This window comes from Propioniciclava sp. (assembly GCF_029977985.1).
Classification (GTDB): domain Bacteria; phylum Actinomycetota; class Actinomycetes; order Propionibacteriales; family Propionibacteriaceae; genus Propioniciclava.
This window is the reverse complement of record NZ_JARKOT010000098.1, coordinates 28190-48551: the sequence shown is the minus strand read 5'-3', so window position 1 is coordinate 48551 and position 20362 is coordinate 28190. Positions and strand designations below refer to the sequence as shown.

The following is a 20362-nucleotide window of genomic DNA, read 5'->3' as shown; positions in this document are numbered from 1 at the left end:
GATCGGGACGGCAACGCCACGTCGCGACCGAAGATCTGAACTTCACTACCCCCGGTGGCTCTCCCACCTGCCCCGGCGCCGTGCGCCGGAGCCCGAAAGGACATCTGTGACCAACATCGACTCGATGCTCCTGCCCGACCTCAAGAAGGTCGCCTCATCGCTCGGCCTCAAGGGCACCGGGCAGATGCGGAAGGCGGAGCTGCAGGCCGCGATCCGTGCTGCGCAGGGTGGCGCGCCGGCCGGCGGCGGCGGCGGCGAGCCGCGCGGGCGCACGCCCGGCGAGCAGTCTGCGCATCAGCAGGACCAGACAGCACCGGCGGCGTCCGAGACCGCCTCGGCCCACGCGAACGGGCGCCGCCGCGCCCGCCGCGAAGCAGGCGCCCCGGACTCACGGCCGGACGCCGCGGCCGGCGGCTCCGCCTCCGACGAGGTGGCGGCGCGCTTGTCCGGGCTGGAACAGGGCGGCCAGGGCGGCGACGACGTCGCCTCGCGGCTGGAGGCCCTCGAGCAGGGGGGACGCCGCACGCGCGACCGCGGCGAGCGGAACCCCGGCGGCGCCGACGATCCCTCGCAGCAGCAGGCCCAGGACCGCACCGACGACTACGGCAACGACGAGGGCGGCAGCGGCCGTCGCAACCGCCGGCGTCGTAACCGGGATCGCAACAACCGCCGCAACCGCGGCGGGAACACGGGCCTGGAGAAGATGGAATCCGAGCCGACGCTCGCCGAGGGCGACGTGCTCGTCGAGGTGTCCGGCATCCTCGACGTGCTGGACAGCTACGCCTTCGTGCGCACCTCCGGCTACCTTCCGGGCCCGAACGATGCGTACGTGTCGCTGTCGATGGTCCGCAAGAACGGGCTGCGCAAGGGCGACATCGTCACCGGCGCCATGCGGGCCCAGCGTGAAGGGGAACGCCAGAAGTACAGCCCGCTCGTGCGCATCGACACGATCAACGCCGACGACCCGGCCAAAGCCCGCGACCGCGCCGAGTTCAACAAGCTGACGCCCCTCTACCCGCAGGAGCGCCTGCGGCTGGAGACGACGCCGACCAACATGACGGGCCGCATCGTCGACCTCGTCGCCCCCATCGGCAAGGGCCAGCGCGGCCTCATCGTCAGCCCGCCGAAGGCCGGGAAGACGATGGTCATGCAGTCCATCGCGAACTCGATCGCGCAGAACAATCCCGAGGTGCACCTCATGGTGGTCCTCGTCGACGAGCGCCCCGAGGAGGTCACCGACTTCCAGCGCTCGGTCGCGGGCGAGGTCATCGCCTCCACGTTCGACCGTCCGGCCGACGACCACACCACGGTCGCCGAGCTGGCCATCGAGCGGGCCAAGCGCCTCGTCGAGATGGGCAAGGACGTCGTCATCCTCCTCGACGGCATCACCCGCCTCTCGCGCGCCTACAACCTGGCGGCGCCGGCGTCCGGGCGCATCCTGTCCGGCGGCGTCGACTCCGCGGCGCTCTACCCGCCCAAGCGGTTCTTCGGCGCGGCCCGCAACGTGGAGCACGGCGGCTCTCTCACTATCCTCGCCACGGCGCTGGTGGAGACCGGCTCGAAGATGGACGAGGTGATCTTCGAGGAGTTCAAGGGCACCGGCAACATGGAGCTGCGTCTGCGCCGCGAGATGGCCGACAAGCGCATCTTCCCGGCCATCGACGCGGTCGCGTCCGGCACCCGGCGCGAGGAGCAACTGCTCACCCGGGAGGAGTTGGCGATCATCTGGAAGCTCCGCCGCGTGCTGAGCGGCCTGGAGGACCAGGCGGCCCTCGAGATGCTCATCAACCGGCTCAAGAAGACGCAGACGAACCTCGAGTTCCTCCACGTCATCAGCCGCACGACGCCGAGCAACGACTGATCCTCGCCGACGCGTTGTCCGGCCCGACGGCGGCTCCATCAGGGGCGACATCGTGCCGGGCACAACGCCGCGCACGGCTGCGGGCCGGGTTTGGGATTCCGGGGCGGCTGCGGCACAATGGACAGTCGGTGCCGGTTCACGCCGCGGCCCCTCCGACGGGGTCCAGCCATGCTGAGGCGACCCGGCTCGCGCGAGACACCAGGAGATCACATGAAGCAGGGAATTCACCCGAACTACGTCGAGACGCAGGTCACGTGCACCTGCGGCAACACCTTCACGACGCGCAGCACCGCCACGAGCGGGACGATCCGCGCGGAGGTGTGCGCTGCTTGCCACCCGTTCTACACGGGCAAGCAGAAGATCCTCGACACGGGCGGCCGCGTCGCCCGCTTCGAGAAGCGCTACGGCAGCAAGAAGTAACGAGCTTCGAGGCGCCGGGTGGTGGGGAGTTCCCCGCCCCCGGCGCCTTCGTCATCCACCACAGGAGGAGCATGTTCGAGGCAGCAGCCGGGCTGCGTGAGGAGTACGCGGCCCTCGAGGCGCAGCTCGCCGACCCCGCGACGCACGCGGACATCGCCGTGGCACGCCGCGTCGGCCGCCGCTACTCCGAGTTGACGCCCATCGTGAAGGCCCTGGGCGAGCACGACCAGCTCTCTGACGATCTGGCCGTCGCGCGCGAACTGGCCGCCGAGGATGCGACCTTCGCCGGCGAGGCGGACGCCCTCGCCGCACGGCGGGCGGCCGTCGAGGAACGGCTGGCCGCGCTGCTCGCGCCGCGGGACCCGCACGACTCCGCCGATGCTCTCCTCGAGATCAAGTCCGGTGAGGGTGGCGAGGAGTCGGCGCTGTTCGCAGGGGACCTGTTCCGCATGTATGCCCGGTACGCCGAGTCGCGCGGCTGGAAGGTGGAGGTCCTGGACGAGGTCGAGACCGATCTCGGCGGCTTCAAGTCCCTGACCATGGCGGTGAAGGCGCCCGCGAGCGCCGCGCCCGACGCGATGCCGTACGGCGTCCTCAAGTTCGAGGGCGGCGTCCACCGGGTCCAGCGCGTGCCCGTGACCGAGACGCAGGGCCGCGTGCACACTTCCGCCGCCGGCGTCCTCGTGATGCCGGATGTGGCGGATGAGGCCGAGGTCGAAATCAACCCCGACGACCTGCGCATCGACGTGTACCGCAGCTCCGGCAAGGGCGGCCAGGGCGTGAACACGACCGACTCGGCGGTCCGGATCACCCACCTGCCCACCGGCGTCGTGGTCACCTGCCAGAACGAGCGCAGCCAGTTGCAGAACAAGGCGTCGGCGATGCGCATCCTCCGCGCCCGCCTCGCCGCGCTCGCCGAGGAGGAGGCGGCGGCCGAGGCGTCCGCGAACCGCCGTTCGCAGGTGCGCACGGTCGACCGCTCCGAGCGGATCCGCACCTACAACTTCGGCGAGAACCGGATCGCCGACCACCGGGTCGGCTATAAGGCCTACAACCTCGACCAGGTGCTCGCGGGTGACCTTCAGGCCGTGCTGGACGCCCTCGCCGCGGCCGATCTGGCCGAGCGCCTCGGCGCCGCGGAGGCCTGAGGTGCGCACGTCGGCCCTCGTGGCGCGGACGGCCACCGAGCTGGGGTCGGCGGCGGAGGCGCGCACGCTGGTGGCGCACGCCCTCGGCACCGACCCCACGGGTCTGCTGCTCGCCCCCGATCCGACGCCCACCCAGGCCGACGCCGTCGCCGCCCTGGTCGCGCGCCGGCGGGCGGGTGAGCCCGTGCAGCACCTGACGGGCGAGGCCTGGTTCCGGACCGTCCGCGTGGAGGTGGGCCCGGGCGTCTTCGTGCCCCGCCCCGAAACCGAGGTGATGACCGGCTGGGCCCTCGAACGCCTCGCGGAGTTCGCTGCCGCCGGCCGGACGGCGCGCGTCGTGGAACTGTGCGCGGGCTCCGGCGCGATCAGCCTGGCCCTGCACGCCGAGGCCGGCCCGCTGGACGCCCACGCCGTCGAGATCAGCGACGAAGCGGTCGCCTACCTGCGGCGCAACCTGGCCCGCACGGGCGTCCAGGTCGTGCACGCCGACATGGCCGACGCGTTGGGCGAGCTCGACGGCACCGTCGATCTGGTGATCGCCAACCCGCCCTACGTGCCGCTCGCGCACTGGGCCGACGTGCCCGCAGACGTCCGCGACCACGACCCGCTGGTGGCTCTCGTCTCCGGAGAGGACGGCCTGGACGCGCTGCGCGTCGTCGCCCGCGTGGCCGCGCGGCTGCTCCGGCCGGGCGGCTTCGTGTGTGCCGAGCACGCCGAGGTGCAGGTCGCCTCGGCGCCGGCGGTGTTCGTCGCCCACGGCTCCTATGCCCGGGTGTCCGACCACCTCGACCTCACCGGCAGGCCGCGATTCGTGACGGCCGTCCGGGCTGGCAGGATGGCCCCGTGAACGACCGCATCTTCTCCAGCGAGACGGACGCCGCCGGCGCGATCGGGGCCGCCGTGGCCGCGGTGCGGGCCGGCGAGGTCATCGTCCTGCCCACCGACACCGTCTACGGCGTCGGCGCGGACGCGAACAACCCGGACGCCGTCCAGAAACTGCTGGACGCCAAGCAGCGCGGCCGTGACTTCCCGCCGCCCGTGCTCGTGGCGGAGGCGGCGTCCGTGCTCGCGCTGGCCGACGGCGTCGACGACCGGGTGAACGCGCTCGCCGAGGCGTTCTGGCCCGGCGCGCTGACGCTCGTGCTGCGCTCGGCGGCGTGGGTCACGTTCGATCTGGGGGACCGCGGCGCCACCATCGCCGTCCGCGTGCCCGATCACGACTTCACCCGCAATGTCCTGCGCCGGACCGGCCCCTTGGCCGTGAGCAGCGCCAACGTGCACGGGCAGGACGCCGCGGTCACGGCCCAGGAGGCCTACGCGCAGCTCGGCGACTTGGTCGCCGTGTACCTCGACGCTGGTCCGGGAACCGGCCCCGTGGCGTCCACCATCGTCGACCTCACCACCGCGGAGGCGCGGGTGCTGCGTGAGGGTCGCATCACGACCGAGCAGCTCAACGCGGTCGTCCCGGGCCTCCTCCCGGAGCCCGATCCGAAGCCCCAGCCCCAGCCCGAGCTGGAGGCGGAGCCGGCGGCGTCCGGGCCGGAGGCCGACGCCGGCCCAGAACCGGGGGAGACGCCGCCCCGTGCGTGAGTACCTGCTCGTCCTGCTCGTCGCCGCCGGTGTGACCTATCTGGTGGCGAGCCTGGCGCGCCGCCTCGCGTTGCGCTTCAACGCGGTGGCGCTGGTCCGGGACCGGGACGTGCACACCAAGCCCGTGCCCTACTTCGGCGGGCTGGCGATGCTCGCCGGCACCACCGCGGCGCTCATCGTGGCCACGAACCTGCCATGGCTGGGGCGGTTCGAACTGGTGCAGCGGGATGCGTGGGCGGTCTTCTGGGCGTCCGCACTCATCTGCACCGTGGGCGTCCTCGACGACATGGTCGAGCTCGGCGCCCTGGCGAAGTTCGCGGGCCAAGTGCTCGCGGCGGGCATCGTGGTGCTCAACGGACTCAAGATCTATTGGATCCCGTTGCCCGACCGCATCATCTCCCTCGACGACGTCACTTCCATCGCCGTCGCGGTGTTCGTCATCCTGTTCTGCGTCAACGCGATCAACTTCATGGACGGGCTCGACGGGCTCGCCGCCGGAGTCGTCGGCATCGGTGCGGCGGCGTTCTTCGTGTACGCCTATCTGCTCAGTTTCGAACAAGAACTCGTCCGCGCCACGACGAGTTCGTTGCTCACCGTGGCCCTGGTGGGGATCTGCGTCGGCTTCCTGCCGCACAACGTCCATCGGGCGCGCATGTTCATGGGCGACTCCGGGTCGATGCTGCTCGGGTTCCTGCTGGCGACGTCGATGATCAGCCTCACCGGCCAACTGGACCCCTCGCGCATCGACCCCACCGGCAACGCCCTCATCAGCGCCTACCTGCCGCTGATCCTGCCCGTCGCCGCGATGGCGCTGCCGTTCCTCGACCTGGTGAGCGCCTACATCCGCCGCACGATCGCGGGCCGGTTGTGGTTCCAGGCCGACAAACAGCATCTCCACCACCGGATGCTCACGCTCGGCCACAGCCACCGCGCGGCGGTGTCGCTGTTGTGGCTGTGGTCGGCGGTCATCGCGTTCGGCGTGGTCATCATCGGGCTCACCGACACGTGGTGGTCCTATGTGCTGCTGGCGGGTGGTCTGGCGTTCGCCGCCCTCCTCACCTTCCGGCCCGGACGCCGCCCCGTCGCCCATGGCTGAGCCCCGGGCTGCGCGCCGCCTCAGCGCCGCCACCCGGCGCGCCCAGCGGCTGCTGCTCGGGGGGCTGATCGGCGGGCATGCAGCCGCAGCCCTCGCGGTGCTGGGGTTCCTGCTGGCGCGCGGGCCGGCCAGTGGCCTGTCGGCCGTGATCGCGGCCGGGGCGACCCTCGTCTTCTACACGATCGGCCTGGCCGTGCAGGTCGCCGTGGCCGACGCGGCACCCAAGCGCGTGCTGGGGGCGTCCATGGCGAGCTACCTGGTGCGGGTGAGCGTGTTCGGCGTCCTGCTCGGTCTCGCGCTCACCCACGCGGACGCCGTCGCGTGGGTCGACGAGGTGGCCGTCGTGGTCGCCACGATCGCGACCGTGATCGGCTGGCTGGCCGCCGAGGCGTGGGTGCACGCCCACCTGCGCATCCCCGTGTACGACACCGACGACGACGTGGGGTGAACCGGCCGTTCGATGTGACTCGCCGGGCGGCGCGCTGCTAGAGTCCGAAGCGACGAAGGGAGCGGCGCGCGTTCAGCGCGCCCACGGCCGGTGACGTGTGGTGCGGTCGCTCCCGGAGGCGAGCAGGGCGCTCCACGAATCGGCGCTCGAGCCACAGCGCGAGCGTGACGACGAGGGCAAGGAGGCAGGGTGGGCGGTTCGATCCTTCCGTTGGCGGGAGAGGCCAGTTGGCCGCCGGGCCAGCACAGCTTCGACTCGCGTCCCCTCTTCCCGGGCGTCCTGCCTGACTGGGTGAACAACCACGCAGCCCAAGCCGTCATCAGCGTCGCCGTCGTGCTGCTCTTCTGGCTGTGGGTCGCTCGCCGGCAGAGCGTCGTGCCCGGCAAGCGTCAGGCGCTCGGCGAGATGCTGTACGACCTGATCCGCAACGGCATCGCCCGCGACATCATCGGCCCCGAGTTCCGCAAGTACCTACCGTTCCTGGTCGCCCTGTTCTCGTTCATCTGGGTGAACAACCTGTTCGGCCAGTTCTTCCTGTTCATGTTCCCGACGATGTCGAAGATCGGCTACGCGTGGGCGCTGGCCGTCCTCGCGTGGCTGGTCTACAACGGTGCCGGCATCCGCAAGCACGGCTTCTTCGGCTACCTGAAACACACCACGTTGCCGGCGGGCGTGCCGAAGTTCCTGTGGTGGCTGATCATCCCGCTGGAGTTCCTCTCCAACATCATCGTCCGGCCGCTCACCCTCGGCCTGCGTCTCTTCGCCAATCTGTTCGCCGGACACCTCGTGATCGTCGTGTTCGTCGTGGGCGGCACGATCCTGCTCACGTCACGGGAGCCCCTGGCCGGGTTCGCCGTGCCGCTGCTCACGACCGCCGGTGTCGTGTCGCTGGTGTTCAGCTTCGCCATCTTCGCCCTGGAGCTCCTGATCGGGGCGATCCAGGCCTACATCTTCACCGTCCTGACCGCCCAGTACGTGGCTTCGGCGATCGCCGAGGACCACTAAAGACCCAGACTTCGCCCAGAAGAATCCGTCCGAAAGGAATCCTGACCCATGCTTTCCACCCTGATGGAAATCAACATCAACGGCTCGATCAACATGATCGGCTACGCGCTCGCCACGCTCGGCCCGGCTCTCGGCGTGGCCTGGATCTTCGCCAGCGTCATCAACGGCACGGCGCGCCAGCCCGAGGCCCGCGGCGCCATGATGGGCACCGCGTGGATCGGCTTCGCGGTGGTCGAGGCGCTCGCCATCATCGGCATCGCCCTCGCCTTCGTGCTGGGCTGATCTGAGGGCTCCCATGCTGCCCCTCGCAGGAGAATCCCCGCTGGGCCCGCTGCTCCCCGAACACCCGGAGGAGTTCTTCATCGGACTCGTCCTCTTCGGCGTCGTCTTCCTGGTCGTCTGGAAGGTCGTCGTGCCGATGTTCGAGAAGACGTACGCCGAGCGGACGGCCGCCATTACCGGCGGCATCGAGAAGGCCGAGGCGGCGCAGGCCGAGGCATCGGCTGCGCTGGAGGAGTACAAGGCCCAGCTCGCGACCGCGCGCGAGGAGGCCTCCCGCATTCGCGAAGAGGCGAAGGCGCAGGGCGCGGCCATCATCGCCGACATGCGCCAGCAGGCCGCCGACGAGTCGAGCCGCATGCTCGCGAGCGCCAAGGCCCAGATCGAGGCCGAACGCGCTGCCGCCGTGCATCAGTTGCGCGCCGAGGTGGGTGGCCTGGCCACCACGCTCGCCGGTCGCATCGTGGGCGAGTCGCTCGACGACGACGAGCGCGCCCGCCGCACGGTCGATCGGTTCATCGCCGAGCTCGAACAGCCGGCGGGGGTGGAGCAGGCATGAGCAACGCTTCCGCCGCCCGCCAGTCGGCCCTCGACGGCGTCCTGGATGCCCGGCAGGCGACTGCCGCGCTCGCCGGTGACCTGTTCGAGGTCGCGGACGCCGTCGCCGGCCAGCCGGCTCTGCGGCGTGCGCTGACCGACCCGGGGACGCCGGACGACGCGCGTGCCGACCTGGTGCACGCGCTGTTCGACTCCCGGACGGGCGCGGATGCCGTCGCGGTGCTCGCCGAGGCCGCCAAGCTGCGCTGGAGCAACCCCACCGAGCTGGTCGACGCCCTCGAGCGGCAGGCGGTGCGGGCGCTGCTCACGCAAGCCCAGGACACCGGCAGGCTCGACGAGGTCGAGGACCAGCTCTTCAAGGTGGAGCGCCTCGTGGCGGCGAGCCCCGACCTGCGTGCGACGCTGGGCGATCGCCGCACCGACCTCGCGGCCCGCACCGACCTGCTCGGCGGACTCCTCGCCGGCAAGGTGGACGCCGTGACTGACCAGTTGGCCCGGCGTGCCGTCGGCGCCCGGCGCCGCACGTTCGAGCTGACGCTCGAGGACTACCTGAAGACGGCCGCCGACCTGCGCTCAAGGGCGGTGGCGACGGTCGAGGTGGCCCGACCCCTTTCCGACGACCAGTTGGCCCGCCTGCGGACGGCGCTCTCCCGGCAGGTCGGCCGCGACGTGAAGGTCCGCGTCGTCGTCGACCCGGCCGTGCTGGGCGGCGTCCGGGTCACCCTCGGCGACGAGGTGATCGAGGGCACCGTGGCGGGTCGCCTCCACGACGCCCGCCGCCGGCTGGCCTGACAACCACGAACACTCCACACCACAACGACGCAGTGAAGGACGATTTGCGATGGCGGAACTGACGATTCGACCGGACGAGATCCGCGCGGCGCTCGACCGGTTCGTCGAGAACTACACGCCCGAGGCCGCGACGCGCGAGGAGATCGGCGTCGTCACCACGTCGGGCGACGGCATCGCCCGCGTCGAGGGGCTGCCCTCCGCGATGGCCAACGAGCTGCTGGAGTTCGCCAACGGCACCCTGGGCATCGCCTTGAACCTCGACGTGCGGGAGATCGGCGTCGTCGTGCTCGGTGACTCCGAGGGGATCGAGGAGGGTTCACAGGTGCGCCGCACGGGCGAGGTGCTGTCCGTTCCGGTGGGTGACGGCTATCTCGGCCGCACGGTGGACGCGATGGGCAACCCGATCGACGGCCTCGGCGAGATCCCGAACGAGGGACGCCGCGTCCTCGAACTCCAGGCTGCCGGCGTCATGGACCGCCAGGAGGTCCGCGAGCCGCTGCAGACCGGCATCAAAGCGATCGACGCCATGATCCCGGTCGGACGCGGCCAGCGTCAGTTGATCATCGGCGACCGCAAGACCGGGAAGACGGCCATCGCCGTCGACACGATCATCAACCAGCGGGCCAACTGGGAGACGGGCGACCCGACCAAGCAGGTTCGGTGCATCTACGTGGCGGTCGGCCAGAAGGGGTCGACGATCGCGGCGTTGCGGAAGACCCTCGAGGATTCCGGAGCCATGGAGTACACGACGATCGTGCACGCCCCGGCGTCCGACCCCGCCGGTTTCAAGTACATCGCCCCCTACGCCGGTTCGGCCATCGGCCAGCACTGGATGTACGCGGGCAAGCACGTGCTCATCATCTTCGACGACCTCACCAAGCAGGCCGAGGCCTACCGCGCGATGTCGCTGCTGCTGCGCCGCCCGCCGGGCCGCGAGGCCTACCCCGGCGACGTCTTCTACCTCCACTCCCGTCTGCTGGAGCGCTGCGCCAAGCTCTCCGACGAGCTGGGTGGCGGTTCGATGACCGGCCTGCCGATCATTGAGACGAAGGCGAACGACGTTTCGGCCTACATCCCGACCAACGTGATCTCGATCACCGACGGCCAGATCTTCCTGCAGTCCGACCTGTTCAACGCGAACCAGCGGCCGGCCATCGACGTCGGGATCTCGGTGTCCCGCGTCGGCGGCGCGGCGCAGGTGAAGTCGATGAAGTCGGTTGCGGGCACGCTGAAGCTCAGCCTGGCCCAATACCGCGACATGCAGGCGTTCGCGATGTTCGCATCCGACCTGGACGCCGCGTCTCGCCGCCAGTTGGAGCGGGGCGCTCGCCTCACCGAGCTGCTGCGCCAGCCGCAGTACTCGCCCTACCCGGTGGCGGAGCAGGTGGTCAGTGTGTGGGCGGGCACGAACGGCAAGTTCGACGACATCGCCGTCGACGAGGTGCTCCGCTTCGAGCAGGAACTGCTCGAACATCTGCGCCGCAACACGTCGATCCTGTCGACGCTGGCGGAGACCAACGTGTGGGACGACGACACGGCCGCCGCGGTGAGCAAGGAGATCGACGTGGTGAAGGAGCAGTTCCGCTCCGAGCAGCAAGGCACCGCCGACGACGAGCACCACGCCCGTCGCCTCGCCGACGATTCGATGGAGTCCGAGCAGATCGTGGTCAGGGGCTGAGCCGATGGGATCCAGCCTCAGGGAACTGCGCCAGCGGCGGCAGTCGGTCACCTCGACGAAGAAGATCACGCAGGCGATGGAACTCATCGCCGCGTCGAAGGTGATCCGCGCCCAGCAGGCGGCCCGGGCGGCGCTGCCCTACACCCGGGAACTCAACCGCGCCGTCGCGGCGGCCGCGGTCGAGACCCACGGCCAGATCGACCACCCGCTCACCAAGCCGGTCGAGAAGGTGCGCCGCATCGCGCTGCTCCAGATCACGTCCGACCGCGGCATGAACGGCGCCTACAGCTCGAACGTCATCAAGACGGCCGCCCAGATGCGTAAGCGCATGGAGGCGGACGGCATCGAGGTGTACCGCTACTCGGTGGGCCGCAAGATCATCCAGTACAACAACTTCCGCGACCTGCCCATGCAGGCCACGTGGGAGGGATTCTCGGACGCCCCCACGTACGCCCACGCACACGAGATCGCCGACCGGCTGATGGAAGACTTCCTCAAGCCGTACGAGGAGGGCGGCGTCGACGAGATCCACGCCGTCTACACCCGCATGGAGTCGATGCTCACCCAGACGCCGCGCGTCCGGAAGGTGCTGCCGATCGAGGTCGTCCGGGCGGGCGAGGTGCAGAACGTGCCCGACGACGATGACGAGTTCATCCCGCAGTATTCGTTCGAGCCCGACGCCGAGACGGTGCTGGACGCGCTCATGCCGCTGTACGTCCGCAGCCGCATCTGGTTCTACCTGCTGCAGTCTGCGGCCTCGCAGCTGGCAAGTCAGCAGCGGGCCATGAAGTCGGCCACGGACAACGCCAACCAACTCATCGAGACCCTGACCCGCCAGGCCAACCAGGCGCGCCAGGCCGAGATCACCCAGGAAATCACCGAGATCGTCGGCGGCGCCAGCGCGCTGGCCGAGTCGAGCTAGGACGAGGAAACGAGAAGACATGACTGTGACTGAGCAGAACCCGGTCGAAGCGGGCGTGGCCGGCGTCGGCCGCGTGGCCCGCGTCATCGGCCCGGTGGTGGACGTCGAGTTCCCCGCGGACCAGATGCCCGACATCCTCAACGCCCTCAAGATCAAGATCACCGACGCCGGCGAGCTCGACCGCGAGATCACGGCCGAGGTCGCCCTCCACGTGGGCGACAACATCGTCCGGGCCATTTCGCTCAAGCCCACCGACGGCATGCGTCGAGGCACCGAGGTGATCGACACCGGCGCGCCCATCTCCGTGCCCGTGGGTGTGGTCACGAAGGGCCGCGTCTGGAACGTCACCGGCGACTGCCTCAACGAAGACCTGGGGGCATCGGGGGTCCAGATCGACGAGCGTTGGCCGATCCACCGCCCGGCCCCCAAGTTCGACGATCTCGAGCCGAAGACCGAGATGCTGGAGACCGGTATCAAGGTGCTGGACCTGCTGACCCCGTACGTGAAGGGCGGCAAGATCGGCTTGTTCGGCGGCGCCGGCGTCGGCAAGACGGTGCTCATCCAGGAGATGATCTTCCGTATCGCCCACAACTTCGGCGGCACCTCCGTGTTCGCCGGTGTGGGGGAGCGCACCCGTGAGGGCAACGACCTCATCCACGAGATGATCGAGGCGGGCGTCATGAAGGACACGGCGCTCGTGTTCGGCCAGATGGACGAGCCGCCGGGCACGCGTCTGCGCGTGGCCCTGTCGGCCCTCACGATGGCCGAGTATTTCCGCGACGTCGAGAACCAGGACGTGCTGCTCTTCATCGACAACATCTTCCGGTTCACCCAGGCGGGTTCCGAGGTGTCGACGCTGCTCGGTCGCATGCCGTCCGCGGTGGGCTATCAGCCGAACCTGGCCGACGAGATGGGCCAGCTGCAGGAGCGCATCACCTCGACCCGCGGGCACTCCATCACCTCGATGCAGGCCATCTACGTGCCCGCCGACGACTACACGGATCCGGCGCCGGCCACGACGTTCGCCCACTTGGACGCCACCACCGAGCTGAGCCGAGACATCGCCAGCCGCGGTCTCTACCCGGCGGTGGATCCCCTCACGTCCACGTCGCGCATCCTCGATCCGCAGTTCGTGGGTCAGGATCATTACGACACGGCGACCCGGGTCAAGCAGATCCTTCAGCGGTACAAGGAGTTGCAGGACATCATCGCCATCCTCGGCGTCGACGAGCTGTCCGAGGAGGACAAGATCGTCGTCGGCCGTGCCCGGCGTATCCAGCAGTTCCTCAGCCAGAACACCTACATGGCCACCAAGTTCACCCAGATCGAGGGCTCGACCGTCCCGCTGGCGGACACCATCGCGTCGTTCAAGCAGATCTGCGACGGCGAGGTCGACCACATTCCCGAGCAGGCGTTCTTCAACGTCGGCGGCATGGACATGGTCATGGAGAACTGGGATCGCCTGAAGAAGGAAGACTGAGATGGCGTTGCCCGACGAGCCGCTCCGCGTCGAGGTGGTGAGCGCGGACGGCCTCATCTGGGAGGGTGACGTGCTGTCCGTCATCGCACGGACGACCGAGGGCGACATCGGCATCATGGCGAATCACGAGCCCATGCTGGCCGTGCTGGTGCCTTCGGCGGCCGAGGTGATGACCATGGACGGGACGCGCGAGATCGTGGCGATCGACGGCGGCTTCCTGTCCGTTTTCGAGAACAGGGTCGCGTTGCTCAGCGGATACGCCAAGATGGCGCAGGAGATCACCTTGTCGGACGCCGAGCGTGAGTTGGCCGATGCGACGAAGGCGCTGGAGGAGGGTCGGAACGACGAGACCACCCGCCATCACTTCGATCGTGCGACCGCGGCGGTGCGGGCGGCCCGCAAGGCGGCGGATCGACACTGATGCGGTGTCCCTGAGGGCCAGGGAGGACCATGCCGGACGTGGTGCTACTCGGTGAGCTTCTGCTCGCCCTGGTGGCGCTCGCCGTGCTGCTCCCGGTGCTGGGGCTCCTCGTGCGCCGCCTGTGGCTGTCGTTCGGTGGCCGGGTCTTCGACTGCTCTGCGCGTTTGACCATCCCGGGCCGCGGCTCGGGCTGGATGCTCGGCACGGCCCGCTACGCGGGCGATCGGTTCGAATGGTTCCGCACGTTCAGCCTCTCCTTCCGGCCACGCGTGGTGCTGGAGCGCTCCCGGCTGGTCGTCGCCGTCGTGCGCGACCCCGAGCCCCCGGAAGCCCGCGACCTGTTGGGCGGCCAGATCGTCGCCGAACTGGGCCCGCCGCACGCGGGCACGGCGCTCGCCATGGACCGCGACCACCTGACCGCCTTCCACAGCTGGACCGAGGCGGGTGCCCCCGGCGACCCGTACCGCGCGTAGCCGCTACCCCTCGCGCTGCGCCTCCTCGATGCGCGACCGCTGCCGTTCGGCGCGGGCGTCGGCCGGGGCGCGGTCCTTGCCCGGCACCCACAGCACATCGCCCGCGGCGCCGTTGACGGCGCGGGTCAGGATGAACAGCAGGTCGGACAGCCGGTTCAGGTAGGTCAACGCGAGCGGGTTGACGCCGCCCGCGGCGTCCGGTTCCTGTTCGCCCAGTCCGTACGCCTCGGCCGCGGCCCAGCCGGCTCGCTCGGCGCGGCGGACGACGGTGCGCGCGAGATGGAGGTGGGCGGCGCCGAGGCTGCCGCCGGGCAGGATGAACGACACCAGGTTGGGCAGGGGGTCGCCGAAGGCGTCGCACCACGCCTCCAGCCGGTCGATGCTCTGCTGGGTGATCCGCAGGGGCGCCCAGGCGGGTTCCGGAACGACCGGGGTGGCCAGGTCGGCGCCCACGTCGAACAGCTCGTTCTGAACCTCGGTGAGGACCTCGGCAACGGCGTCCGGAAGCCCGACCGCGAGCGCGATACCGAGGACGCTGTTCGCCTCGTCGACCTGGCCGTACGCCTCGACGCGCACGTCGGTCTTGCGGGTCTCGGACATGTCGGAAAGGCGGGTGGACCCCGCGTCTCCGGTTCGGGTGTAGATGCGCGTCAGGTTCACCATGGGGCCAGCCTATGTGAGAGGTTGGTCCGGTGAAGCGCACCTGGATGGCCCTCGTGTCCCTCGGCCTGCTGGCGACAGTCGGCTGCGCCGTGTCCCCGACCGGCGGGGCCACGCCGGCAAGCACCGGCGCGGCCAGCGCCGGGGCGGCGGCGGGCATGGTGACCTGCGACTTCCGGCCCGGCGGGGAGCCCGCGAAAGCGGTGGACCTGCCCAACGGCATCAACGTGCCCGCGTCCGGCACCGCCGACATGACGATCACGATCGGCGGCCAGCCGGTCCACCTCACCCTCGACCGTGCTGCGGCACCCTGCACGGTCGCCTCGTTCGAGAGCCTTGCCGCGCAACGCTACTTCGACGGCACTTCCTGCCACCGGCTGGCCACGACCGGCCTGTTCATCCTCCAGTGTGGGGATCCAACGGGTACCGGCCGCGGCGGGCCGGGCTACACGTTCGACGACGAACTGGAGCAGACGACCGGCTATCCGGCCGGCACGCTCGCGATGGCGAATGCCGGCCCCGACACGAACGGGTCGCAGTTCTTCTTCGTCTACGCCGATACCGATCTGCCGCCCGCCTACACCGTGTTCGGCCACCTCGACGAGGCGTCCAACCAGGTGATCGCCGACATCGCCTACCAGGGCCACGACACCTCCAACCCCGACGGGACGGGCGTGCCGTACGCGGACACGACGATCGGGTCGGTGGTCAGCGGCTGACGGCGGTCAGGAACGCGGCCAGGGTTGCCGTGACGGCCTCAGGGGCGTCGGCGTGCACCCAGTGGGACGCGTTCTTGATCGTGACCAAGCGGACCGCCGGGAAGAGGGACCGCATGGCGGGCCGGTGTTCGTCGCGCACGTAGGGCGACTCGGCGCCGCGCACCCACAGGACCGGGCCGGGCCATGGGCGTCCGATCACCTCGGGCCAGCCGCTGACCGCGTCGATGTTCCGGCGCAGGACCGCCAGGTTGGGCAGCCAACGCCAGCCGTGGCCCTCGCGGTGCAGGTTCTGCAAGAGGAAGGCCCGCACACCCGGGTCGGCGACCGTGGGGGCGAGGCGCCGGTCGGCGTCCCCCCGGGAGGTGAGCCGATCGAGCGGCATGGCAGCCAGGGCGTCGAGGTAGGTGGCGAAGCCGTAGCCGCCGGCCGAGCGGTCGGGCGGGATGTCGACGACGACGAGGCCGTCGAGGAGGTCCGCGTGGCGAAGGGCCAGTGCCATCGCGACCTTGCCGCCCATCGAGTGGCCCACGAGGGTGACGCGCTGGCCGGCGAGGCGGGCGCGCAGGTCGGCGGCGACCAGGTCGGCGTAGTGGGGGTAGGAGACGTCGCCCACCCAGGGGCTACGGCCGTGGTTGGGGAGGTCGAGCAGGACCGACGGCACTCGGTCGCCCAGGCCCTTTGCGATGGTCGCCCAGTTCTTGCCCTGCCCGAGCAGTCCGTGCAGGAAGGCGACGCGGGGCGTCCCGGAGCCTTGGGGGAGAGCGAACAGGGCGGTCACTGCCACCTGGCCCAGCAGGGGGTGTGGAAGTGGCGGCGCGCGTCGACAGCCCGCGACGAACCGATGCTCGGCTCGGCCCGCCACGCCACCACGTGCGCCGCACCGGGGGCGATGGTCTGGTTGCAGGCGGGGCACAGGTACGCCTTCGCGGAGCGGCCGGTGCCCATCGGCTGCACGAGCCACGCCCCGTCGCGACGTTGTTCGGTGCGCGCGAAGCCTGAGGCCAGCAGCGGCCGCGCGGGGCGCAGATGCTTGCTGACACGTCGAGCCATGCCGACAGCATAGGCCGGTAAGCTTCCCGGGTGCGTCTGCTGATAGCCCGCTGCCAGGTCGACTACGCCGGCCGTCTCTCGGCCCACCTGCCGATGGCGAAGCGGCTGATTCTGGCGAAGGCAGACGGGTCGGTCGCGATCCACGCCGACGACCGGGCCTACAAACCGCTGAACTGGATGAACCCGCCCTGCACGCTCACCGTCCGGCCACCGGACGCCTCCGTCGAGGCCGAGGCGGGGCTCGCCGAGGTGTGGGAGGTGGCGAACACCGCCGACGACCGGCTCATCATCTCGATCGCCGAGGTGCTGCACGACTCCAGCCACGAGCTCGGCGTCGACCCCGGCCTCGTCAAGGACGGCGTCGAGGCGCATCTCCAGGTGCTGCTGGCCGACAACCCGGACACCTTCGGCGACGGCTGGACGCTGGTGCGTCGCGAGTACCCGACCGCCGTGGGCCCCGTGGATCTGCTCTTCCGGGACGCCGCCGGCGCGCACATCGCGGTGGAGGTTAAGCGGCGCGGGGAGATCGACGGTGTCGAACAGCTGAGCCGCTACCTCGAGCTGTTGAACGCCGACCCGCACCTGCGACCCGTCCAGGGCGTGTTCGCGGCCCAGCAGATCAAGCCCCAGGCGAAGGTGGTGGCCGCCGCCCGCGGCATCACCTGCGTCACGGTCGACTACGACCTCCTGCGCGGCATCGACCACGCCGAGGACCGGTTGTTCTGAGCCTCAGCGCCGGTCGAGCTCAGGGATGAGCACCTCGCGGTAGAGCAACAGCAGCGACGCCGCCGTCGGGATCGCGATGAGGGCGCCGGCGATGCCGAAGAGCAGGCCCCCGCTGAGGGCGGCCAGCACGACGAGTGCTCCGGGCACGTTGACCGAGCGCTGGAAGATGCGCGGCTGCAGCACGTAGACGTCGACCTGCTGGTAGATGAGGAAGAACACGAGGGTCGCCACGCCGGTGGGCGGCGAGATCGAATAGGCGATCAGCGACACGATGAGCATCGACGTGGTCGGCCCGACGATCGGGATGAACGCGAAGACCACCACGACGAACGCCAGCGCGAGCGAGAGCTGCCCGAGACCGACGATGTTCAAGAAGATGAACGCCGTCGTGCCCGCGCAGGCCACCACGATGAACAGGCCGACCACGTAGCCGCCGATACGCCGGAAGATCTCGTTCGCGAGGTAGCGCACGCGCGGCCGCTGGGAGGCAGGGGCCAGATCGTAGATGGCGGCCTTGATCGACGGCAGGGACGCGAGGAAGTAGAGGGTCAGGACGAGCGTGATCACCAGGCTGAACACCACGTTGGCGATGGCCATGCCGGCGCCCAAGAGGCCACCGAACAGGCCTTCCACCCAGGACCCGCTGGTGATGATCTGGTTCAGGCGACCGATGACGCCGTAGCGGGCCTCGATCTCGGCCAGCGGACCCGAGGCGCGCAGCTCGTTGAGATAGTTGGGCAGGTTACGCACGAGCAAGTTCACCTGCTGGCTGATCACCGGCACGACCGCCCAGATGCCCAGCGCCAGGAACGCCAGGAACAACACCGCGACCAGCCCCACCGCGAAATGGCGTGGGATGCCGCGGCGATGCAGGAAGTCCACCGCCGGGTTCAGGCCCAGGGCGAGGAACAGTGCCAAGATGACGAGGATGACAATGCCCTGCAGGGCCCCGATCATCGCCACGAGCGCCACGGCCACCAGGCCACCCAGCGTCGCGAAGAAACCGATGCTGAACGGCGATTTGTTGAGCAGACTGTTCGGGTCTCCGTCCGAGAGCAGGACAGGGGCGCCGTCGTAGCGTTCCTCGGCCGACGCGTAGGAGGCGACGCGCCGGAACCGATGCCACCAGCGCCTCGGCTCGCCGATGGACGCCGCCGGTGCGGTTGACGGGGCGCTTGGCAGGGCGGGTGGCGCCTCCGCGGCCGGGGGGGCAGCCTCCGGCGCAGGAACGGAGCCGGCGGCGTCCGCACCGCTGTCCGTCGCTGCTCCCCACGCTTCGGGGAGGTCGCCCGAGGCGTCCTGAGTCACTGCTCCGTCTCGTCGCTCTCGTCGTCGGCCGTGGGGGCGGTGATCTCCGCCATGGCAGCGAGGATCGGGCCCGTGTGCTCATCCTCGGGGAACTCGCTCGCGGTCTCCGTGGCGAGGCTCGACAGCTGGGCCATCTGCGTGAGGAGGGCTTGCTTGCGCTGTCGCAGCGTCCGGAGTTCGCGCTTGAGGCGCTCGTTGCGCTCCACCAGCTCGGTGTCGGTCTCCGCCAGCTTGTTCTCGGCATCCTTGCGCGCCTGCGCGAGGATCGAGCCGGCCTCGGTGAGGGCGTCCGCCTTGATACCCTCCGCCTCCGTGTAGGCGGCCTGCTGGCGGTTGCGCAGCTCTCCCGCAGCGGCCTCGAGCGCTTGGAGGAGGTTGATCGACTTGGTGCGGGATTCCTCGACGGCAGCCGTGAGGGCGTCCGTCTGCGTCTTGTGCTCGGCGGCCAACTGCGTGAGGGTGTCCTGCCGCTCGGCGGCCAGCGCGGCGCGAGCGTCCGCGGCCTCCCGCTCGGCCGCCTGGCGGACGGCGTCCGCCTCAGCCTTCGCGGCGGCGAGCAGCGCCTTCACCTGACGTTCGGCGTCCGCGACCAGGTTGGTCCGATGCGAGTCGGCGGCCGCACGCAGGCCGCCGGCCTCGGTGCGCGCGGCGTCCAACTCGACGGCCGTCTGCCGCTCGAGATCGGCGCGCAGGCCCTTGAGCGAGTCGATGCCCTCGCGGCGAGCAGCCTCGGCGGTGTCGGCGGCTTCACGGCGGACGCGGTCGGCCTCGGCCTGCGCGTCCGAGACCAGTTTGTGGGCGCGGAGCTCGGCGCGCTGGACCAAATCGCCCGCCTGCGCCTCGGCCGCCTTGAGGAGCGACGCGGTGTGGGTGCCCAAGCGGCTGAAGTCGGTGTCGTCGACCCGGAGGTTGGCGGCCGTCAACTCGCGCTGGACCTCGCGCAACTGGTGCTTGGCCAAGGACAGCTGGCGCTCGATGTCGCGGATGTAGTCGTCGACGGCCTTCTTGTCGTAGCCGAGCATCGCGTTAGGGAAGCCGCGCACCGCGCTGGCGGTCTCGTCGAACAGGTCGAGCCCGCTCTGGTCCTGCTGCTCCTGGGTCATGCTCCGGTCCTTCCCACCTGGCCGCGGTTACGCCCCGATGCTACCTGCGCGCATGCGGCCGGGACGGGCGACGCGCCCCAGGGACCGGCATGGTCCGCGGGGCGCGTCGAGGCAATGCTCAGTGCGCGGCCCCGGCCGGCGGCTCGACGATCTCGAGCAGGATCCCCCCGGTGCTCTTCGGATGGGCGAACTGGATGCGCGAGCCGCCGGTGCCGATCTTCGGCTCGTCGTAGAGGAGGGTGACGCCGCGCTCGCGGAGGGCCGCCGAGACGGCGTCGATGTCCTTGACCCGGTAGGCCACCTGCTGGACGCCGCCGCGTCCACCATTGCGCTCGAGCCACTTCGCGATCGTGGAGGACTCGTTCAGCGGGGCCAGCAACTGGATCTGCGCGTTCTCGGCGCCCTGCGTGCCGGTGCCGAGCATGGCCTCTTCGACGCCCTGCTCCTCGTTGGTCTCGCGGTGCAGCACGCGCCAGCCGAACACTTCGGTGTGCTGCTTGATGGCCTCGTCGAGGTTCGGCACGGCATATCCCACATGGTCGATGCAGACGAAAAGATCGGTGTTGTCCATGGCTCCAGCCTGCCACTTCTCGCGCGGCCGCGCGGCGCGTCCGGCGTGGCGGCG

Annotated in this window: 23 protein-coding genes and 1 pseudogene; 18 read left to right on the top strand and 6 right to left on the bottom strand. The window is 70.3% G+C overall.

From position 1 onward, the window contains the following. Positions 1–106: 106 nt before the first annotated feature. The 16 genes and pseudogenes from rho to Q1K57_RS06315 all read left to right on the top strand — a co-directional run bounded on the left by rho (position 107) and on the right by Q1K57_RS06315 (position 14171). Positions 107–1861: a transcription termination factor Rho gene (gene rho / locus Q1K57_RS06390; protein WP_300080091.1), complete on the top strand. Its 1755-nt coding sequence runs from the start codon at positions 107–109 to the stop codon at positions 1859–1861. A 210-nt stretch (positions 1862–2071) separates the two neighbouring features. Further along, on the top strand, positions 2072–2281 hold the full coding sequence (gene rpmE, locus Q1K57_RS06385; protein WP_300080089.1) for a 50S ribosomal protein L31: 210 nt from the start codon (positions 2072–2074) through the stop codon (positions 2279–2281). Positions 2282–2352: 71 nt separating this feature from the next. Beyond that, positions 2353–3429 (top strand): peptide chain release factor 1, encoded by a 1077-nt coding sequence (gene prfA, locus Q1K57_RS06380; protein ID WP_300080087.1) that lies wholly within the window; start codon positions 2353–2355, stop codon positions 3427–3429. Between the two features lies 1 nt (position 3430). Continuing rightward, entirely contained in the window at positions 3431–4276 is an 846-nt protein-coding gene (prmC, locus tag Q1K57_RS06375; protein ID WP_300080086.1) for a peptide chain release factor N(5)-glutamine methyltransferase, read from the top strand. Continuing rightward, positions 4273–5019, top strand: coding sequence for an L-threonylcarbamoyladenylate synthase (locus Q1K57_RS06370; protein ID WP_300080085.1), 747 nt, complete (start codon positions 4273–4275; stop codon positions 5017–5019). The genes prmC and Q1K57_RS06370 overlap by 4 nt, the downstream gene beginning before the upstream one ends. Beyond that, complete coding sequence (locus tag Q1K57_RS06365; RefSeq protein ID WP_300080084.1) at positions 5012–6115, top strand: MraY family glycosyltransferase; 1104 nt, start codon at positions 5012–5014, stop codon at positions 6113–6115. The genes Q1K57_RS06370 and Q1K57_RS06365 overlap by 8 nt, the downstream gene beginning before the upstream one ends. Then, positions 6108–6563 carry a hypothetical protein gene (locus tag Q1K57_RS06360; protein WP_300080083.1) on the top strand — a complete coding sequence of 152 codons (456 nt, stop codon included), beginning with the start codon at positions 6108–6110 and terminating at the stop codon, positions 6561–6563. The genes Q1K57_RS06365 and Q1K57_RS06360 overlap by 8 nt, the downstream gene beginning before the upstream one ends. 189 nt (positions 6564–6752) lie before the next feature. Continuing rightward, positions 6753–7568, top strand: a complete 816-nt coding sequence (atpB, locus tag Q1K57_RS06355; protein WP_300080082.1) for a F0F1 ATP synthase subunit A — start codon at positions 6753–6755, stop codon at positions 7566–7568. A gap of 60 nt (positions 7569–7628) precedes the next feature. Next, positions 7629–7850: an ATP synthase F0 subunit C gene (locus Q1K57_RS06350; RefSeq protein WP_300080112.1), complete on the top strand. Its 222-nt coding sequence runs from the start codon at positions 7629–7631 to the stop codon at positions 7848–7850. A 13-nt stretch (positions 7851–7863) separates the two neighbouring features. Beyond that, positions 7864–8406: a F0F1 ATP synthase subunit B gene (locus Q1K57_RS06345; RefSeq protein ID WP_300080081.1), complete on the top strand. Its 543-nt coding sequence runs from the start codon at positions 7864–7866 to the stop codon at positions 8404–8406. Then, entirely contained in the window at positions 8403–9197 is a 795-nt protein-coding gene (locus Q1K57_RS06340; protein WP_300080080.1) for a F0F1 ATP synthase subunit delta, read from the top strand. Before Q1K57_RS06345 ends, Q1K57_RS06340 begins: the two co-directional genes overlap by 4 nt. 49 nt (positions 9198–9246) lie before the next feature. Beyond that, positions 9247–10782: pseudogene (gene atpA, locus Q1K57_RS06335) on the top strand (F0F1 ATP synthase subunit alpha); the annotation flags it as partial. A gap of 97 nt (positions 10783–10879) precedes the next feature. Further along, complete coding sequence (locus Q1K57_RS06330; RefSeq protein WP_300080077.1) at positions 10880–11797, top strand: F0F1 ATP synthase subunit gamma; 918 nt, start codon at positions 10880–10882, stop codon at positions 11795–11797. Positions 11798–11816: 19 nt separating this feature from the next. Further along, positions 11817–13277: a F0F1 ATP synthase subunit beta gene (gene atpD / locus Q1K57_RS06325; protein ID WP_300080076.1), complete on the top strand. Its 1461-nt coding sequence runs from the start codon at positions 11817–11819 to the stop codon at positions 13275–13277. A 1-nt stretch (position 13278) separates the two neighbouring features. Next, complete coding sequence (locus tag Q1K57_RS06320; protein ID WP_300080075.1) at positions 13279–13698, top strand: F0F1 ATP synthase subunit epsilon; 420 nt, start codon at positions 13279–13281, stop codon at positions 13696–13698. 29 nt (positions 13699–13727) lie between these two features. Beyond that, complete coding sequence (locus tag Q1K57_RS06315) at positions 13728–14171, top strand: DUF2550 domain-containing protein (RefSeq protein WP_300080074.1); 444 nt, start codon at positions 13728–13730, stop codon at positions 14169–14171. Between the two features lie 3 nt (positions 14172–14174). On the opposite strand, the gene Q1K57_RS06310 is transcribed toward Q1K57_RS06315, so the two are convergent. Continuing rightward, a complete protein-coding gene (locus Q1K57_RS06310) occupies positions 14175–14834 on the bottom strand; it encodes a cob(I)yrinic acid a,c-diamide adenosyltransferase (protein ID WP_300080073.1) in 660 nt (219 codons plus the stop codon). A 29-nt stretch (positions 14835–14863) separates the two neighbouring features. Between Q1K57_RS06310 and Q1K57_RS06305 the strand changes: the two genes are divergently transcribed. Further along, the gene (locus Q1K57_RS06305; RefSeq protein ID WP_300080072.1) at positions 14864–15550 is read left to right on the top strand and encodes a peptidylprolyl isomerase; all 687 of its coding nucleotides are present in this window, start codon (positions 14864–14866) and stop codon (positions 15548–15550) included. On the opposite strand, the gene Q1K57_RS06300 is transcribed toward Q1K57_RS06305, so the two are convergent. Continuing rightward, a complete protein-coding gene (locus Q1K57_RS06300; RefSeq protein ID WP_300080071.1) occupies positions 15540–16334 on the bottom strand; it encodes an alpha/beta fold hydrolase in 795 nt (264 codons plus the stop codon). The two genes, Q1K57_RS06305 and Q1K57_RS06300, sit on opposite strands and share 11 nt — an antisense overlap. Next, the gene (locus Q1K57_RS06295) at positions 16325–16600 is read right to left on the bottom strand and encodes a hypothetical protein (RefSeq protein WP_300080070.1); all 276 of its coding nucleotides are present in this window, start codon (positions 16598–16600) and stop codon (positions 16325–16327) included. Before Q1K57_RS06295 ends, Q1K57_RS06300 begins: the two co-directional genes overlap by 10 nt. A gap of 30 nt (positions 16601–16630) precedes the next feature. Between Q1K57_RS06295 and nucS the strand changes: the two genes are divergently transcribed. Further along, complete coding sequence (gene nucS / locus Q1K57_RS06290) at positions 16631–17326, top strand: endonuclease NucS (protein WP_300080069.1); 696 nt, start codon at positions 16631–16633, stop codon at positions 17324–17326. Between the two features lie 3 nt (positions 17327–17329). Here nucS and Q1K57_RS06285 read toward each other — a convergent pair whose 3' ends face one another. The 3 genes from Q1K57_RS06285 to mce all read right to left on the bottom strand — a co-directional run bounded on the left by Q1K57_RS06285 (position 17330) and on the right by mce (position 20308). Continuing rightward, positions 17330–18634, bottom strand: coding sequence for an AI-2E family transporter (locus Q1K57_RS06285; protein WP_300080068.1), 1305 nt, complete (start codon positions 18632–18634; stop codon positions 17330–17332). After that, on the bottom strand, positions 18631–19737 hold the full coding sequence (locus tag Q1K57_RS06280) for a DivIVA domain-containing protein (protein ID WP_300080067.1): 1107 nt from the start codon (positions 19735–19737) through the stop codon (positions 18631–18633). Before Q1K57_RS06280 ends, Q1K57_RS06285 begins: the two co-directional genes overlap by 4 nt. A 118-nt stretch (positions 19738–19855) precedes the next feature. Further along, the gene (mce, locus tag Q1K57_RS06275) at positions 19856–20308 is read right to left on the bottom strand and encodes a methylmalonyl-CoA epimerase (protein ID WP_300080066.1); all 453 of its coding nucleotides are present in this window, start codon (positions 20306–20308) and stop codon (positions 19856–19858) included. Positions 20309–20362: the final 54 nt, after the last annotated feature.